General features: G+C 61.0%; 14 protein-coding genes. 9 read left to right on the top strand and 5 right to left on the bottom strand.

The window, feature by feature from the left end; all coding sequences use genetic code 11:
* Positions 1-23: 23 nt before the first annotated feature.
* From parE to CKW18_RS02795, 5 genes are all read left to right on the top strand, one after another.
* Entirely contained in the window at positions 24-1,931 is a 1,908-nt protein-coding gene (parE, locus tag CKW18_RS02815; RefSeq protein ID WP_095047278.1) for a DNA topoisomerase IV subunit B, read from the top strand.
* Entirely contained in the window at positions 1,931-2,920 is a 990-nt protein-coding gene (locus tag CKW18_RS02810; RefSeq protein ID WP_095187355.1) for an esterase-like activity of phytase family protein, read from the top strand. Before parE ends, CKW18_RS02810 begins: the two co-directional genes overlap by 1 nt.
* Positions 2,917-3,441, top strand: a complete 525-nt coding sequence (locus CKW18_RS02805; RefSeq protein ID WP_095187354.1) for a TIGR02281 family clan AA aspartic protease — start codon at positions 2,917-2,919, stop codon at positions 3,439-3,441. Before CKW18_RS02810 ends, CKW18_RS02805 begins: the two co-directional genes overlap by 4 nt.
* Positions 3,442-3,448: 7 nt before the next feature.
* Positions 3,449-5,713 carry a DNA topoisomerase IV subunit A gene (gene parC / locus CKW18_RS02800; protein WP_095187353.1) on the top strand — a complete coding sequence of 755 codons (2,265 nt, stop codon included), beginning with the start codon at positions 3,449-3,451 and terminating at the stop codon, positions 5,711-5,713.
* 176 nt (positions 5,714-5,889) lie between these two features.
* A complete protein-coding gene (locus CKW18_RS02795) occupies positions 5,890-6,621 on the top strand; it encodes a membrane integrity-associated transporter subunit PqiC (protein WP_095187352.1) in 732 nt (243 codons plus the stop codon).
* A gap of 319 nt (positions 6,622-6,940) precedes the next feature.
* Here the strand turns inward: CKW18_RS02795 and CKW18_RS02790 are convergent, their stop codons facing one another.
* Positions 6,941-8,446 carry an AhpA/YtjB family protein gene (locus CKW18_RS02790; protein WP_095187351.1) on the bottom strand — a complete coding sequence of 502 codons (1,506 nt, stop codon included), beginning with the start codon at positions 8,444-8,446 and terminating at the stop codon, positions 6,941-6,943.
* A 134-nt stretch (positions 8,447-8,580) separates the two neighbouring features.
* On the opposite strand from CKW18_RS02790, the gene serB reads away from it, so the two are divergent.
* Positions 8,581-9,795 carry a phosphoserine phosphatase SerB gene (gene serB, locus CKW18_RS02785; protein ID WP_095187350.1) on the top strand — a complete coding sequence of 405 codons (1,215 nt, stop codon included), beginning with the start codon at positions 8,581-8,583 and terminating at the stop codon, positions 9,793-9,795.
* Positions 9,796-9,898: 103 nt separating this feature from the next.
* On the opposite strand, the gene CKW18_RS02780 is transcribed toward serB, so the two are convergent.
* Complete coding sequence (locus tag CKW18_RS02780) at positions 9,899-11,653, bottom strand: molecular chaperone (protein WP_095187349.1); 1,755 nt, start codon at positions 11,651-11,653, stop codon at positions 9,899-9,901.
* Between the two features lie 220 nt (positions 11,654-11,873).
* Here CKW18_RS02780 and CKW18_RS02775 point away from each other — a divergent pair, with 220 nt between their 5' ends.
* On the top strand, positions 11,874-12,275 hold the full coding sequence (locus CKW18_RS02775) for a lectin OAA (RefSeq protein WP_095187348.1): 402 nt from the start codon (positions 11,874-11,876) through the stop codon (positions 12,273-12,275).
* Between the two features lie 60 nt (positions 12,276-12,335).
* Here CKW18_RS02775 and asd read toward each other — a convergent pair whose 3' ends face one another.
* From asd to CKW18_RS02760, 3 genes are read right to left on the bottom strand one after another with little or no spacing between them, the layout of a single operon-like run.
* Positions 12,336-13,196 carry an archaetidylserine decarboxylase gene (gene asd, locus CKW18_RS02770; protein ID WP_095187347.1) on the bottom strand — a complete coding sequence of 287 codons (861 nt, stop codon included), beginning with the start codon at positions 13,194-13,196 and terminating at the stop codon, positions 12,336-12,338.
* A gap of 18 nt (positions 13,197-13,214) precedes the next feature.
* Complete coding sequence (rhdA, locus tag CKW18_RS02765; protein WP_095187346.1) at positions 13,215-14,030, bottom strand: thiosulfate sulfurtransferase; 816 nt, start codon at positions 14,028-14,030, stop codon at positions 13,215-13,217.
* 42 nt (positions 14,031-14,072) lie between these two features.
* Complete coding sequence (locus tag CKW18_RS02760; protein ID WP_095187345.1) at positions 14,073-15,611, bottom strand: HDOD domain-containing protein; 1,539 nt, start codon at positions 15,609-15,611, stop codon at positions 14,073-14,075.
* Positions 15,612-15,777: 166 nt separating this feature from the next.
* Here CKW18_RS02760 and motA point away from each other — a divergent pair, with 166 nt between their 5' ends.
* Positions 15,778-16,629 (top strand): flagellar motor stator protein MotA, encoded by an 852-nt coding sequence (motA, locus tag CKW18_RS02755; protein WP_095187344.1) that lies wholly within the window; start codon positions 15,778-15,780, stop codon positions 16,627-16,629.
* A 3-nt stretch (positions 16,630-16,632) separates the two neighbouring features.
* The gene (gene motB / locus CKW18_RS02750) at positions 16,633-17,706 is read left to right on the top strand and encodes a flagellar motor protein MotB (RefSeq protein WP_095187343.1); all 1,074 of its coding nucleotides are present in this window, start codon (positions 16,633-16,635) and stop codon (positions 17,704-17,706) included.
* Positions 17,707-17,749 lie beyond the last annotated feature (43 nt).

Genomic DNA, 17,749 nt, shown 5'->3' with positions numbered 1-17,749 from the left:
TGAATGACTGACGACGAGACCCTATGGCCACTCCCAGCGCTAGCTCTTATAACGCCGACGCCATCGAAGTCCTCTCGGGCCTCGACCCGGTGCGCAAACGCCCCGGCATGTACACCGACACCAGTCGGCCGAACCACCTGGCCCAGGAAGTCATCGACAACAGTGTCGACGAAGCCTTGGCTGGCCACGCCAAATCGGTGCAGGTCATCCTGCACGCCGACCATTCCCTGGAAGTCAGCGATGACGGCCGTGGCATGCCGGTCGACATTCACCCGGAAGAGGGTGTTTCAGGCGTCGAACTGATCCTCACCAAGCTCCATGCGGGCGGCAAGTTTTCCAACAAGAACTACCAGTTCTCCGGCGGTCTGCACGGGGTGGGTATTTCTGTGGTCAACGCCTTGTCGACCGAAGTCCGGGTGCGTGTAAAGCGTGACGGCAACGAATACCAGATGACCTTCAACGACGGCTTTAAAGCCTCTGAGCTGGAAATCGTCGGCACGGTCGGCAAGCGCAACACCGGCACCAGCGTGTATTTCGCGCCGGATCCGAAGTATTTCGATTCGCCAAAATTCTCCATCAGTCGCCTCAAGCACGTGCTCAAGGCCAAGGCTGTGCTGTGCCCGGGGCTGCTGGTCAGTTTCGAAGACAAAGGCACCGGCGAGAAAGTCGAATGGCATTACGAAGACGGCCTGCGCTCTTATCTGGTCGACGCAGTCAGCGAATTCGAGCGCCTGCCGGACGAGCCGTTCTGCGGTGCTTTCGCCGGTAACAAAGAAGCGGTCGACTGGGCGCTGCTGTGGCTGCCGGAAGGTGGCGACGCGGTGCAGGAAAGCTACGTCAACCTGATTCCGACGGCGCAGGGCGGCACCCACGTCAACGGTTTGCGTCAGGGCTTGCTCGACGCCATGCGCGAATTCTGCGAATTCCGCAGCCTGCTGCCACGCGGCGTGAAGCTGGCGCCGGAAGACGTCTGGGAACGTATCGCCTTCGTCCTGTCGATGAAAATGCAGGAGCCGCAATTCTCCGGCCAGACCAAAGAGCGTCTGTCGTCCCGTGAAGCGGCGGCATTCGTTTCCGGCGTGGTCAAAGACGCTTTCAGCCTGTGGCTCAATGCCAACCCGGAAACCGGTCTGGCGCTGGCGGAGCTGGCGATCAATAACGCCGGCCGTCGCCTCAAGGCGAGCAAGAAAGTCGAGCGCAAACGCGTCACCCAGGGGCCGGCACTGCCGGGCAAACTGGCCGACTGCGCCGGGCAGGACCCGATGCGTTCCGAACTGTTTCTGGTCGAAGGTGATTCCGCCGGCGGTTCCGCCAAACAAGCGCGGGACAAGGAATTCCAGGCGATCCTGCCGTTGCGCGGCAAGATCCTCAACACCTGGGAAGTCGACGGCAGCGAAGTGTTGGCCAGTCAGGAAGTGCACAACATTGCCGTGGCCATCGGTGTCGATCCGGGCGCGGCCGACATGAGCCAGTTGCGCTACGGCAAGATCTGCATCCTCGCCGACGCCGACTCCGACGGGCTGCACATTGCGACACTGCTCTGCGCGCTGTTCGTCCAGCATTTCCGCCCGCTGGTGGATGCCGGTCACGTCTACGTCGCGATGCCGCCACTGTACCGCATCGACTTGGGCAAAGAGATTTACTACGCCCTCGACGAAGCCGAGCGCGATGGCATTCTCGATCGTCTGGTGGCCGAGAAGAAACGCGGCAAGCCGCAGGTCACCCGATTCAAAGGTCTGGGTGAAATGAACCCGCCGCAGCTGCGTGAAACCACCATGGACCCGAACACCCGACGTCTGGTGCAACTGACGCTGGGCGAAGATTTTGCCGAAACCTCGGAAATGATGGACATGTTGCTGGCGAAGAAACGCGCCGGCGACCGCAAGACCTGGCTCGAATCCAAAGGCAACCTCGCCGAGGTGCTGGCTTGATGCGGTTCGGTTGGGTATTGGCGAGTGCGTTGCTACTGAGTGCGATGACGGTGTCGGCGGAGCCTGTACCGGAACTGAAGTTACTGGCCGAGCATCCGGTTGACGGCCTACGCGGCGGTAACCTGTCTGGGCTGGCGGTGTGCGGTAAGGATTTGTGGACGGTCTCTGACCGGGACGATGACCAGATCTACCGTCTCAATACCGCCGATCAGGTCTGGCAGGCTGAAACCGTGCGTGTCGACGTGCCATCGTTGCCAGACAGCGGATTGCCTTGGGGGTTGAGAATGCGCACCTGGGCGGCATCGTTCGTTCGTGGCGGCGATCTGGATTTCGAAGGTATCACCTGCGACAACGCCGGCAATCGCTACATCGTCAGCGAAGCCCATGCAGCCGTGTTACAGGTGTCGCCGGAAGGCACTGCGTCGTGGCTGAAAATTTCGCCGATGCTGGTTCGTGAAGCACGGGCCAGCGGCATGCTGCTGAACTTCAACGCTTTGTTCGAAGGCCTGACGATCAACCCGGCGGGCGATGAAATATGGCTGGCCGCCGAGCGCGAACGGCGTGGGCTGCTGAAAATCAAGCGCCAGCAAACGGTCTGGGATTGCGATGGCGGCTGTGTGCTGCTTAGCGAAGCCGGGGTGGAGATGCAGCCGCCGCAGTTTCCCAAAGCCCGGGTGGTGACGCGCGACTTCGCCGACCTGTCGTTGTTCAACGGCAAACTGTTCACGCTGGAGCGCAACGCGTACCAACTCTGCCGCCGCGATGCGGTGACGGCCAAGGTCGAGCGTTGCTGGTCGTTCGCCGAGGAAGCCTTGCAGCCGCTGCGACGTTACTCGCAGGCCTTTGGTCTGGCGGAAGCGCTGGTGGTGGACGCCGACGGTGCCTGGATCGGCCTCGACAACAACGACGGTGCCCGTGCCGACGGCGAAAAACGCCCGATCGTCTGGCGTTTCGCCGCACCTGAAGGTGGATGGAGCGCCAAACCATGAGCCAGCACCCGCCGGGCAAACGCGCCGGGCGTGTGCTGATGATTGTGGCGTGGTGCGCGGCGCTGTTTCTGGCCACGCGGTTTTTCGGCCAGTGGGAACAGCGCCAGCAGAATCCGAACGTCGTCGTCAGTTCGGAACAGGGCGAAGGCTTTATTGAAGTGAAGCTGGCGAGCAATGCCCAGGGGCATTTTGTCGCCAGCGGCCAGATCAACGGTGAGCCGGTGGAGTTCATGCTCGACACCGGCGCGACCGACGTCGCGATCCCGGCAGATCTGGCCAAGCGTTTGAAGCTCGAAGAAGGTTTCGGTGTGACTCTGAGCACGGCCAATGGCCTGAGCCAAGGCTACCGGACAAAAATTGCCCGCCTGCAGCTGGGCGACATCGTGCTGCGGGATGTCCGCGCACTGGTGGCGCCGGGGTTGCATGGCGATCAGGTGCTGCTTGGCATGAGCGCCCTGAACAAACTTGAATTTACTCAGCGCGGTGGCACCATGCTGCTGCGCCAGACAACGAACCGATGAGGCCTGCATGAGCAACCCCCTTGATCTTAGCCTGGACGGTGTAGAACGCCGCTCGCTGGCTGACTTCACCGAAAGTGCCTACCTCAATTACTCCATGTACGTGATCATGGACCGTGCTCTGCCGCATATCGGCGACGGCCTGAAACCGGTACAGCGGCGTATCGTCTACGCCATGAGCGAACTAGGGCTGGACGCTGATTCCAAGCACAAGAAATCGGCGCGTACCGTCGGTGACGTGCTCGGTAAGTTCCACCCGCACGGCGATTCGGCCTGTTACGAAGCGATGGTGCTGATGGCCCAGCCATTCAGCTATCGCTACACGCTGGTCGATGGCCAGGGTAACTGGGGTGCGCCGGACGATCCCAAGTCCTTCGCCGCCATGCGTTACACCGAAGCACGCCTGTCGCGTTATTCCGAAGTGCTGCTCAGCGAACTGGGCCAGGGCACGGCCGACTGGGGTCCGAACTTCGACGGCACCCTGCAGGAGCCGCTGGTGTTGCCGGCGCGCCTGCCGAACATTCTGCTCAACGGCACCACCGGTATCGCCGTGGGCATGGCCACCGACGTACCGCCGCACAACCTGCGCGAAGTCGCCACCGCTTGCGTGCGCCTGCTCGATGAGCCGAAGGCCACCGTTGAACAGCTCTGCGAGCACATTCAGGGCCCGGACTATCCGACCGAAGCGGAAATCATCACGCCGCGCGCCGACCTGCTGAAAATGTACGAAACCGGCAAGGGCTCGGTGCGCATGCGCGCCGTGTACCACGTCGAGGATGGCGACATCATCGTCACCGCGCTGCCGCACCAGGTCTCCGGGGCCAAAGTGCTGGAGCAGATCGCCGCACTGATGCAGGCCAAGCCGTCGAAAGCCCCGCAGATCGCCGACCTGCGTGACGAATCCGACCACGAAAACCCATGCCGCATCGTGATCATCCCGGTCAACAGCCGCGTCGATCACGAAGCGCTGATGCAGCACCTGTTCGCCAGTACCGAGCTGGAGTCGACTTACCGGGTCAACGTCAACATCATCGGTCTGGACGGCAAACCACAGCTGAAAAACCTGCGCGCGTTGCTCGTTGAATGGCTGGAATTCCGCGTGCTGACTGTGCGTCGGCGCCTGCAATTCCGCCTCGACAAAGTCGAGCGTCGCCTGCACCTGTTGGACGGTTTGCTGATCGCCTACCTCAACCTCGATGAAGTGATCCACATCATCCGCACCGAGGAACACCCGAAAGCCAAGCTGATCGAGCGTTTCGCCCTCAGCGAGATTCAGGCCGACTACATTCTCGATACTCGTCTGCGTCAGTTGGCGCGACTGGAAGAGATGAAGCTGCGCGACGAGCAGGACGAACTGCTCAAGGAACAAGCCAAGCTGCAAGCCCTGCTGGGTAGCGAAGCCAAGCTGAAGAAACTGGTGCGCACCGAGCTGATCAAAGACGCCGAAACCTATGGCGACGACCGCCGCTCGCCAATCGTCGAGCGCGCCGAAGCCAAGGCGCTGACCGAACACGATCTGCTGCCGAACGAAAAAGTGACTGTCGTACTGTCGGAAAAAGGCTGGATACGTTCCGCCAAAGGGCACGATATCGACGCCACGGGCCTGTCGTACAAGGCCGGCGACGGCTTCAAAACCTCGGCGGCGGGGCGTTCCAACCAGTCTGCCGTGGTGATTGACTCCACCGGCCGCAGCTATTCGGTCGCCGCGCATACGCTGCCCTCGGCGCGTGGCCAGGGTGAACCGTTGACCGGCCGTCTGACGCCGCCACCGGGCGCATCGTTCGAATGCGTGCTGATGCCGGAAGACGACGCGTTGTACGTGATCGCTTCCGACGCCGGTTACGGCTTCGTGGTCAAAGGCGAAGACCTGCAAGCCAAGAACAAGGCGGGTAAGGCCCTGTTGAGCCTGCCGAACAACGCCAAGGTTATCGCCCCGCGTCCAGTGGCCGATCGTGAGCAGAACTGGCTGGCCTCGGTCACGACCGAAGGTCGCCTGCTGATCTTCAAAATCAGCGATCTGCCACAATTAGGGAAGGGCAAAGGCAACAAGATCATCGGTATTTCCGGTGAGCGTGTGGCCAGTCGCGAAGAATATGTCACGGACATCGCCGTACTTCCGGAAGGCGCCACGTTGGTGTTGCAGGCCGGAAAACGTACCTTGTCGCTGAAGGCCGACGACCTCGAACACTACAAAGGTGAGCGTGGGCGGCGCGGCAACAAGCTTCCAAGGGGCTTCCAGAGAGTGGATGCGCTGCTCGTCGAAAACCTCAATTAGGCGTCCTAGAGGCGTCGATCCACGATTTAACGCGTAGATCGACGCTTTGGCGCTGGAGTCGGAACGCATATTCACGGATGATATGGCCTTTCAAGCGCCGGCGTGGCCGAGCGTTCTTCATATTTATTGAGTATTTTCACTGTGGTCAGCCTTGTGGCGGCCACTTGGACGGGATGATGACTGCTCTGCGCCCCCTTATTTTCCTGCTCGCCGGCGTTTTGGGCCTGGCGGGTTGCAGCGTTCACCAGCCGGTGTCGCTGTATCAGCTGGACAGCGGAAGTCCGGTTCAGCCTGCGCAAAGCGCGGGCATGGCGGTTTTGTTGGGTCCGGTTGTGTTGGCCGATTACCTGCAACGTGAAACCTTGCTGCAACGTCAACCCGACGGTAGCCTGCAAGCGGCGACCGATGGTCGTTGGGCGGGCAGCCTTTCGTCGGATATCGATCAGTTGCTGATGCGTCAGGTCGCCGGTCATCTCGACAGCCAACGTGTCGTGCTGTCGCCAGCCACGGGCGGGTTTACCCCGGATGTGCAGGTATTACTGACCATCACGCGTCTGGACTCTGGCGAAAAACAGCCGGCGATTCTTGATGCGCAATGGCGCTTGATCGACCGTCGTGGTCGGGTGCGCGATAACCGCATCGTGCATCTGCAGGAGCTGCATGCCGGTAGTACGGCTTCGCAGGTTAAAGCACAGGGGATTTTGTTGCAGCGTCTGGCCGAGCAGCTGTCGGTAGCGCTCAAGCCGTTGGCCAATCAGCCTCCGGTCGCCGAAGCGCCGCGTAAAGCGGCACCGAAGCCGGCGGCGCCGGCGCCGGCGGCGCCGGCGCCGGCGGCGGAAGCCGAGAAGCAGCCGAAGATCCCGATGGCCTCACCGATTCGCACGGATATGGAAGTGTTCCGCTTCTGAGTCTGGTTTGAGTCAAGACAAAGCCCGCCTTGTGCGGGCTTTGTTGTGTCTGGGGCTGTAGATCCTTGTCGCCAGCGCTGGCGCCTTCGCGAGCAAGCCCGCTCCCACAGGTTCATGGAGTGCTGCACGAGTCGTGTGAGCGCCGCAAATCCCTGTGGGAGCGGGCTTGCCCGCGAAGAGGCCAGAACAGACGCCACAAGATACAGGGGGGGTACGACGATTCACTGTAGCTGCCGAAGGCAACGATCTTTTCAGCACGCCACAAAAAAGCCCGCAGACAATCGCTCGTCTGCGGGCTTCTGTGCATCTAGGCTAAGGCTTACGCCCGACGCTCATGCATCCGCGCCAGTTGCCGCTCCAGCATCGATGGATAAGGCTCCATCAACCGCTCCACGCAGCACGCCCCTTCAGGGCTGGCAATCGGCCGAATCCGCGCACGCTGACGGATCAGCGCGTCATCGCTGATCTTGCGCTCGACCAGCAGCAGATTGCGGCTGTGCTGCGACAAGGCCAAGGCATCCTGAGCCGAATCGGTCAGCAGCAGATCAATCTGGCTCAGGCCGAACAACTCATCGCCAAGGGTCAGGCCCAGCTGCAATTGCAGGGTGATGCCGCTGTCGGCGACTTCAATCTGCAACTGATGGCCCAGCGCCCGCAGCAGTTCGCCGCAGCAGATCGCGTTGGTCAGGTAGTCGTCGCCGCAGTCTTCGGTGTGGAACAGCATCAGCGTGCTGCCATCGTTCAGGGTTTCGATTTCGCCCTGATACAGCGAAGCGGCCTGATCCAGGCAATCGCGATAGCGTTCCTGCAACTCCTCCAGACGCGCACGTGGCAGACGGCGCAGTTGCTCCTGCGAACCCAGCTGTACCGCTAGCACGGCCGTGTGTTGCGGCACGCTTGGTGTGGCTCGGCGAACCACCGGTTGCGCGGTTTCACTCAGCGACTCGTCGCGCAGATCGGCGAACGCGTCATCGTCGTCATCGTCTTCGACGGTGCTGACCAGGTGGCGTGGTGCAGGCTTCTGCGCGGCCATTGGGCGGGTTTCGTCAAAGCTCGGATCACGCAGGTTGCGCACTTCGAATTCGGGCTCGTCTTCCTCGTCTTCGAACTCGGGTTCCGGTTCAGGCGCAGGTTCAGGCGCGTAATTGGCGTGCAGCTGACGGGCCAGATCGCCGATTTCATCCTGACGCTCAATGCCCGGTGTGTGCTCGTCAATCCGGCGCAGCCAGACACGCAATTGCAGCAGCGGCGTCGACAGGTAGCGGCCCATGCGCAGGCTCAAGGCCAGCGATAGCGCCAACAGAATCGCACTCAAGATGCCCATGCTCTGCAGGCTGATGGTCATCGGCTGCTGGAACTGATCCATGTCCAGACTGATGCGCAGTTGTCCGGCAGTCACGTCCTGGAACGTGATCTTGCTCTCGTACATGCCCTCGGCCTCGCCCAACAGGCTGTGCTTGGGGCGCTGACCGGATTCGGCGAGGATGCGGTTATCCACGCTATAGATCGCCGCGTGGGCCACCAGTTTGTTCTTGGTCAGGTTGTTGAGCAGCACGTTGAGGCTGAGGATGTCGTTGGACACCAACAGCTCCGTGGCGGACGTGGCGGTCTGCGTGGTCAGGCTTTCGCCCAGCGCATCGGCCTGCTCGTGCATGGCCTGCTTGAATTGCAAGCCCATCACGCCGGCATAGATCACCAGCGCCAGAGCGACCAGGATCACGTTATGGCTGGCAATGCGCAATGCAATCGGTACACGGCGGTGGCGCAGTGCACGGAAGATCAGCAGGAAGAAGTTATCGGTTTTAACTGGCGTGGGCCGGTTCACTGAGCTCGGCTCTTTTGTCCGTGAAGTTGACGCGCAGTATAGCGACAGGCCCTAGACCGGCAAAGCGCTCACGGTGCCCGATGGTCACTGAAAGTGGGTAGAATGCGTTTTTTTTCCAGTTGCGGGGGTGCGCGTTGCGCGAAATCGTCCTGATTAACATCACGGGTGTCGACCGTCCGGGTCTGACGGCAGCCATTACCGGCGTTCTGGCACAAGGTGGTGTGAACATTCTCGACATCGGGCAAGCGGTGATCCACGACACCCTGTCGTTCGGCATCCTGGTGGAAATTCCCGACTCCGAGCAAGGCAAGTCCGTGCTCAAGGACATCCTGTTCAAGGGCTACGAGCTCGATCAGCAGGTGCGCTTCACCCCGGTGTCCGAAGAGGATTACCAGCAGTGGGTGGGCAATCAGGGCAAAAAACGTCATATCGTCACCCTGCTGACCCGCAAAGTAACGGCCGGCCAGTTGCAGTCGGTCAGTTCGATCACCGCCAAATACGGCCTGAACATCGACCATATCGACCGTCTGTCGGGTCGCATGCCGTTGGACACGCCAGCGGACAAGGGCAAGGGCTGCATCGAGTTCTCCGTGCGTGGCGAAGCGGCTGATCCGCAAGCGCTGCGTGCCGAATTCCTCGCCGTTGCCCAAGAACTGAATGTCGACATCGCCTTCCAGGAAGATTCGCTGTTCCGGCGCAACCGTCGTCTGGCGGTGTTCGACATGGACTCGACGCTAATCGAGGCTGAAGTCATCGATGAACTGGCCAAGGCTGCCGGCGTTGGTGAGCAGGTTTCGGCGATCACCGAACGGGCGATGGCTGGCGAACTGGATTTCCGGGCCTCTTTCAAGGAACGTCTGGCGCTGCTTAAAGGCCTGGACGTCAGCGTGCTTGATTCCATCGGCGCGTCGCTGCGTTTGACCGAAGGTGCTGAAACCCTGTTCGCTGAACTCAAGCGTCTGGGCTACAAGACCGCGATCCTGTCCGGCGGCTTCACTTATTTCGCCAAGCAGTTGCAAGCCAGGCTAGGCATTGATTACGTGTTCGCCAACGAGCTGGAAGTGGTCGACGGCAAGTGCACTGGCGTTGCGATCGAGCCGATTGTCGATGCGCAGCGCAAGGCTGATCTGTTGAAAGAGCTGGCGCACAAGGAAGGTTTGCGTCTGGAGCAGACCATTGCGGTGGGCGACGGTGCGAATGATTTGCCGATGCTGGCGATTGCCGGGCTGGGCGTGGCGTTCCGCGCCAAGCCGCTGGTCAAACAGTCGGCGAAGCAGGCGATTTCCACGTTGGGTCTGGATGGCGTGCTGTATCTGCTGGGTTTCCGTGATCGTGATGGACAGCTCTGAGATCTTTATCGCCTGACTGGCCTCTTCGCGAGCAGGCTCGCTCCCACATTTGAAATGCATTTCAATGTGGGAGCGAGCCTGCTCGCGAAGGTAGCGCCTCGGTCTATAGCGACTTCCACAACGAATCAAAATCCTCCTCGCTCCCGCCATTCTGCGCGGCCTCCAGCGAGCGATAGGCAAACTGATTGAAACTGTGTGTACTCGCCACCCGCCGATCCAGCCCGGCGCGGTGCTCCTCGCCGAGGGTGTTGATCAGCACCTTATTGCCTTCCTGAAACGGCAGTCGCGGCGCCAGCAAAGTCGCGGGTAAGTCGATCGCGCTGATCTCAGGCAGCAGCAATCCGCGTAAATAGTGACTGTGATCGTCTCGCGAACGCACCAGTTGCAGGCCGCAAGGCTGCGCATGCGGCGCCACCAGTTCGATGCCCATCTGCGTGCCGGCGCCACGCACCTGACGAATCCAGCGAATCACCGCGATGCTCCAGCCCTGACTTGCACTGTCTTGAATGCCGAGCATTTCGCCGGCCTGCAACTCGGCGGGCACCTCTGTGGGCCAGCCCAGGCAATAACCACCGGGGCTGTGATTGATAACCGGCAACGCGTAAGTCGGATAGTGTGGCGTGTTGTCCGTGCTGTTTTCGTCCTCGATCAGTTGGTCGTACTGGATTTCTTCGTAAGGCAGAAACTCATCCGCCTTGCTCTGCGGCGCGGCGTCGAATGCCTGGCTCCAGCTGTCCCTCTCCCCTTGGGCCACAGCGCTGCTGAAGTTCGCCGCGCGGGCGCCCGGGTGCTTGAGCATTTCGCTGAAGCTGCGTTCGCCACCGAGATAGAAGTGCAGGGCGCTCATGCCCACGCACACGGTCAGGTGGCCCTGACCCACAGTGCGCTGAAAGCTGCGCTCGGCGGCTTGGCCCCAAGTTGCGTGCAAGTGTTGCAAGGTATCGAAGCTCATTCCGGACGGGACTGGCAGCTGTGTGGAGGTGTCCTTGCGCAGCAAATGCGCTTCGATGACATTCACCAATGGCTGCGGATTGAACCCAAGCAATCCGGCCTTTTGCTCGCTGCGAAACATGTTGCGGTAGCGCGGCCCGGCATCGAGTTCGGCGCTGATCGCAAACAAGCCGTCGTCGGTGCTGCCAGGATGGAGTTTGAGTAATCCGCTCCATGGATCCAGCACTTCGGCGAGCCGGGCGATCTGGTTCTGGCGCAGTTGATTGCAGCGGGCACTGCCCAGCAGCAGGGCTGCGAGGTAAGTCTGTTCAAGGCTCAACTCGTTGGTCAGGCTGGCGAGATCGTCGCGCACCCGCCGCTGTTGCAGCTGCAATTGACCAGCGATGCGATACAGCTGATGCAACTCGAACCACAGCTGTTCCGGCGGCGAACTGTACAACTGCGTGGCGCGTACCAATTGGCCTTTGAGCGCGTGGGCCGCGCGTTGCAGGGCCTGACTGACCAGCGTCGCGCGATCCTTGCTGTACTTGGATGCAATCCGCAAGACGATCTGCTTGTAGCCGATGGCCAGATGGCTCTGCAGTGCCTGACACAAGTTACTGATCTTGCGCGAACGCTCATCGAGCATGATCGCCTGATGCAGAAAGTGTCGCTCCAGATGCTGGCAGACGAAATAAACCTCGGGCCGCATCAGCTCCAGCAGTTGCAGGCGATTGTCGCTGGGGGTGAGCAGTTGGTTGAGCTCGCCCAGGCCTTGGTACAACTGGCGGGCGGTTTCGCCGATGTTGGCCTTGGGCAGGCCGGCGATCCAGCGTTTGAGGTCGCGCGGGGAGGCTTCGCAGAACGACAGCCGCGACTGCGTCGGGATCGGCGCACGCAGGGAGGATTGGGGGCGTGACTCACTCATGCCGTGACGGGCTCCAGCGGCGAAATAGACAACTCCCAGAACTCTAGCAGTTGTGGTCTGTTTCGCCGTGTGGCGTCAGACTTTTTGACCGCTGGTCTGCTGGCTGGATGCCATTCAACAAGCCCTACTAGTCTCTCACTCGTGCGATCGGAAACGCACGGTTGCACGGCCTGCCGTCAACCTCGGGCAGGTCTCCCGAAACTTCAAGGAGATGAGGTTCATGTCTAAATATGCAGTGGCAAATCAATGGGGTGGCAGTTCTGCACCGTGGCATCCGGGTGGAACCTGGGTGCTGGGCGGGCGGGACAACCAGAATGTCGTCGCTATCGAGATCAAGTCGCACGATGACGGCAAAAGTTTCACCGGCACCATGACCTATGCCGGGGAAGGTCCCATTGGCTTCAAAGCGCAGCGCACCGGTCAGAATCAATACAACGTCGAGAACCAGTGGGGTGGCAATGATGCCCCATGGCATCCGGGCGGCAAGTGGGTGATCGGTGGTCGGGACAATCAGAACGTTGTCGCGTTGAGCGTCACGTCCAGTGACGGAGGGAAAAACCTCAGTGGCACCAATACCTACGCCAACGAAGGGCCGATTGGCTTCCGTGGGCAGATAGAGTAACGGCGCCTCCCAGGTCGTGTCCGCCCCTTCACAGACGTGTGAAAGGGCGGATCAGCCGACTCAGGCAGTCGGCAGGGCCAGGGCCTGACCCATTTGCACTGGCGAACCCGCCACCAGTTCTTGCGCCCACTTCACTTGATCCGGGCCAAACAGCACGATCGCCGTCGAACCCAGCTTGAAGCGACCCAGCTCCGCGCCTTTTTCCAGATGAATCGGCGCACGGGCGGCTTCGTCGTAGCGGAAGGTTTTCAGTTCGCGCTTCGGCGGCGTGACCAGACCGGCCCACACGGTTTCGATCGAAGCGACGATCATCGCGCCGACCAGCACCACGGCCATCGGGCCGCGTTCAGTGTCGAAAATGCACGCCACACGCTCGTTGCGGGCGAACAGTTCCGGAACGTTTTCAGCCGTGGTCTGGTTGACCGAGAAGATCCGGCCCGGGATGTAGACCATTTCGCGCAGGGTACCGGCCAGCGGCATGTGCACGCGGTGGTAATCCTTCGGCGACAGGTAAATAGTCGCGAAGTCGCCACCCATGAACGGTGCAGCATTCGCCGCGTCGCCACCTAACAGTTCCAGCACGCTGAAGCTGTGCCCCTTGGCCTGGAACACGCGACCGTGTTCGATCGGGCCGAGCTGGCTGACCGCACCGTCGGCCGGGCTGAGGATCGCGCCCGGGGTTTCGTCCAGCGGACGTGCGCCGTCTTTCAGGGCGCGGGTGAAGAAGGCGTTGAAGTGCTCGTAAGCGGTCAGGTCTTCAACCAGCGCTTGCGACATGTCCACCTGATAACGCTTGGCGAACCACTGGGTGAAGGCATTCTTGAACCAGCGCACACGACACTCGGCGATGCAGCCGGCCAGGCGCGACAGCAAGTGGTGAGGCAGCAGGTACTGGCTGAGGATAAACAGACGCTCTTTCATTAGTTGTCCTTAAAAACCTTAAATCTCGACAGGCGTGTCAGGGTGATTGCCCCACTCGCCCCAGGAACCAGCGTAGCCCTTGACCCGCGGATAACCGAGGGATTTGGCCAGCAGATAAGTGAAGCCCGACCGGTGATGGGTCTGGCAGTGGGTAATGATTTCTTTGTCCTTGGTGATCCCGAGGTCTTCGAGGATCTGCGGCATGTCCGTGCGGATGCGCAGGTTACGCGCCTTGTCCATACCTGCCGTCCATTCGAAATTGACCGCACCGGGAATATGCCCGCCCTTGGCTGCCAGCACTTTCTCGGCGCAATATTCCAGCGGCCCGCGCGCATCCCAGATCGCCAGATCGGCGGCGCCGAGACGGCTTTGCAGGTATTCGCGGGTGGCGGTCGGTTCATCGTGCAGCGTCAACGGCACCGGGCCACCGGCTGCCGGCGGCACCTGGATCGACATCGGCATGCCATCGGCCAGCCACGCCGGCAGACCGCCGTCGACATAGTGGTACTTGTCGTGACCAATCACGTCGAGCAGCCAGATGAAGCGCCCGGCCCAGCCACCGCCCTCATCGTCATAGACCACGTAGACCGCGTCTTTGCGATGGCCGAGTTCCCCGAACAACGCTTCCAGATCGGCTTTCGCCGGCAGCAGCCCCGGTGCCGGCGGCTGGCCGAGCTGGGTGCGCTTGGGGTCGACAAACCGCGCCCCGGGCAAATGACCCTCGGTATAGCGGGCGGTACTGGTCAGGTCCACCAGAATCAGTTCGCTGGACTCGAGCCGAGGGAGCAGGTCGCTCGGTTCGATAACGAGCGGCAAGCCAGAGAAGTCAGACATGTGAGGTCTCCAGAGCACAAAGGGGGGGATTGTAGCGCAGCCTCATCGGCCACGGCTGCTAAAGCTGTGCAGGGCTTTTTCGATGCACTGCGCGGTTTTGCCGAAGGCTTGCACAGTGATGTCGGCGAAGGGGCCGCCGCCCTGATCGGCGACGACGATCATGATCACCCGGCCATTGTTGACCAATGAGCGCAGGAACAGATGCTCGCCACGGAACAACGTTCTCAGGCTCGGCGGTAGCAGCGCGGAGAATTGCGCGTTGTTTTCCGGGGTGATCCGCACCTGCGCCTGCTGCGCGAGCAGCCGTTGCAGGACTTTGCTCTGACTGACGACAAAGTTCAGCGCCGCCGCTTCTTTCGGTAAACCAAAAGTTTGATGCACACGCAGATTGGACTGCGTGCGGTCGGCCATCAGAATCATCCCCCGGCGCAGGCCGCTGGCGACCAGCGCATCGCGGGCGGCAACGGTCAGGCTCATGGCATTGGTGAAGCGACTGGGTTCGGCCAGCAGTTCGGCGCACTGCCGGCGCCACTGGGTCAAATCCTCTGCATTCGGTGCCGCGGCCGGCAGCATTCCGGCCGGTAAACGAAGGGTGCCCCACGGCCACAGCAATGAAACCGCCGGGTGCCACAAGTCAGGCATCGCATGCTGGCGCGCACTGTTGGCGGCTTGCTGGTGCAACTGTTGCTGCACTTCGTCCATGGAAATCTGCAGATAAAGGCTGGTCAGGTACTGCCAGCGTTCACTGTGTGGACTGTCCCACGCCTGTTGCGCCGACAGCGCCAGCCCATTGGCCAGCAACACGGTATTGGCCGGCTGATTGAGCCAGCGGCGCAGGGTCGGGTCATCGTCGAGGCGGTTTTGCTGGCGCAATGGATGTTCGCTGTCGCGGGCGATGCGCAGCACTTTCACCAGTTCGCGCTGCTCGCTGAGCAACAATTTATAGCCTTGCTGCACCCAGATCGGCAGGTGCCAGACTTGCACCAGCGCCTCGGCGATTTTCAGCAGGCGCACGCCGAACAATTGCTTTTCGACGGTGCGCGCCGATTCGCCCTTGTGGATAACCCGCAGTTCCCACTCTTCAAGCAGTTGTGGGTAAGTCAGCGCCAACGGCCACAGCGGCGAAAGAAACAGCAAACTGCCCCAATGAATGTCCTGCCACAGCCGCGCCAGGCGACTGGCGAAAAAACCGTTGGCCTGTTGCGTGGCGTGCTGGCTGATCATTTGCAGTTGGCGCAGGGCCTTGGGGATCTGCATCTGCGGTTGGGCCGGCAGGCGCGCCAGTAGCTCTTCGGTGCGGGCCAGGCCCAGGCGGTTGATCGCGACTTCCAGATTCTCGGCCGGCGTGGCCATGGTGCCGTGGGTGTGACGATTTGCCTCACGAATGATGCTCAAGGCCAGCGCCGGGCTGTCCTGCATCAGGTCGGCGATGTCGCGCAGGGAACTGCGGTTGTCACGGATCGCCCGACAAACCTTGTCGTGAGCCTCTTGCGGCACGGGCAGGCGGACGCTGTCGAGCAGCTTGATCCAGCCCTCGAGTGTGGTCGGTTGTGCGTGTGGGACGTTCGTTTCATTAGCCATGTCTGGACGAGATCTTCACTGACTGTAGACGCGCCCGGCATGGGCTAAATTGGCTTTTCGCCTGAACTGGCTATAGTCTGGCGCAGTTTTGCCGATAAGTAGAAGAAGAGATTTTTTAACTTCCGAATATGACCTTGAACCCGACTTAAATAAGTACTTTCTACCTATGGCTAAAATTATCGGCATCATCGTCGTATTCGCGAGCGTGCTCGGCGGATACGTGCTCTCCCACGGCAAGATTGCCGCCCTGATCCAGCCCTTCGAGGTGTTGATCATCGGTGGTGCGGCACTGGGCGCTTTCCTCCAGGCCAACCCCAGCTATATGACGATGCACGTGCTCAAGAAATCCCTGAGCATGTTCAGTTCGCGTTTCAGCCACACGTTCTATCTGGAAGTGCTGGGGCTGATCTACGAGATCCTCAACAAGAGCCGCCGCGAAGGCATGATGGCCATCGAGGGCGACATCGAAGATGCCGCCGCGAGCCCGATCTTCGCCAAGTACCCGGCGGTGCTTAAAGATGAACGCATGACCGCGTTTATCTGTGATTACCTGCGCATCATGTCCTCCGGCAACATGGCGCCGCACGAGCTGGAAGGCTTGTTCGACATGGAGCTGTACAGCCTGAAAGAAGACCTCGAGCATCCATCCCATGCGGTGAACGGCATTGCCGACGCCATGCCCGGTTTCGGTATCGTCGCGGCGGTACTGGGTATCGTGGTGACCATGGCGTCCTTGGGTGAAGGCGATCAGAAGTCCATCGGTCTGCACGTCGGTGCGGCACTGGTCGGTACCTTCTTTGGTATTCTCGCAGCCTACGGTTTCTTCGGCCCATTGGCGCATTCCCTGGCCCACGATGCCAAAGAAGAGCTGAACGTCTACGAAGCCATCAAGGCCTCGCTGGTGGCTTCGGCTTCCGGCATGCCGCCATCGCTGGCGGTGGAGTTTGGTCGCAAAGTGCTGTACCCGGCTCACCGTCCAAGCTTTGCCGAGCTGGAACAAGCCGTTCGCGGTCGCTAAGACATGGAAAATAATCAGCCGATTATCATCAAGCGCGTCAAGCGCATAGCCGGCGGGCATCACGGCGGGGCGTGGAAAATCGCCTTCGCCGACTTCGCCACGGCGATGATGGCGTTCTTCCTGGTGCTGTGGCTGCTGTCCACCGCAACGCCTGAGCAGAAGATCGCCATCGCCGGCTATTTCAAAGACCCGGTCGGCTTCTCCGAAAGCGGCACGCCGTACATTATCGACTTGGGCGGTACGCCGACCCTGGCGCCGGAAAATACCCTCAACCCTGAGGTGAAATCCCAGCCACAACCGGACAAGGTTACCGTCGACACCGAACAGGTCGAAGGCATGGCCGAGCAGGTCGAGAAGGAACGTCTGGAACTGCTCCTGCAAGAATTGCAGAACAAGGTCGACGAGAATCCGCAACTGCAGAAATTCAAGGACCAGATCCTCTTCGAAATCACGCCGAACGGCTTGCGCATCCAGATCATGGACGCCGAGAACCGGCCGATGTTCGACTCCGGTTCTGCGCGTCTGAAGCCGTACTTCGAAGACATTCTGCTGGCCATGGCCGACACCATCAAAGCGGTGCCGAACAAGATCAGCATCAGCGGCCACACCGATGCCAAGCCCTATATCGGCACCGGTGATTACGGTAACTGGGAGCTTTCGGCCAACCGTGCCAACGCTGCCCGCCGTGCCTTGATTGCCGGCAGCTATCCGGATGCGCAAGTGGCGCGGGTCGTGGGCTACGCCTCGTCGGCACTGTTTGACAAGGAAACCCCGTTCAACCCGGTCAACCGCCGCATCGACATTGTGGTGCTGACCAAGAAGGCTCAAGCCGCCATCGAAGGTTCGCAAGGCGCCGATCCGTCGAAGCCGGCCGATGAAAGTCAGAACGGTGCTGCGCCGGCAACGCCGGTCGACCCGAACGCACTGCCGGCGGATCAGCAACCGGTACCGGCACATGAGCTGCGTGAACGGCTGAACCTGTTCGATGACGCGGTGCCCAAACCGGCCGCGCCGGGCAGTGCGCCGCCGGCGCCGACAGCTCCTCCGGCCACTGCCCCGGCCCCCGCGCCGAAGTAGTGATCCACAAAAAAGCCGCGAGATGATCGCGGCTTTTTTTATG

Source organism: Pseudomonas sp. Irchel 3E19 (assembly GCF_900187585.1).
Taxonomy (GTDB): Bacteria; Pseudomonadota; Gammaproteobacteria; order Pseudomonadales; family Pseudomonadaceae; genus Aquipseudomonas; species Aquipseudomonas baetica.
Note: the sequence above shows the minus strand (reverse complement) of the source record. Positions and strands in the feature narration are given on the sequence as shown.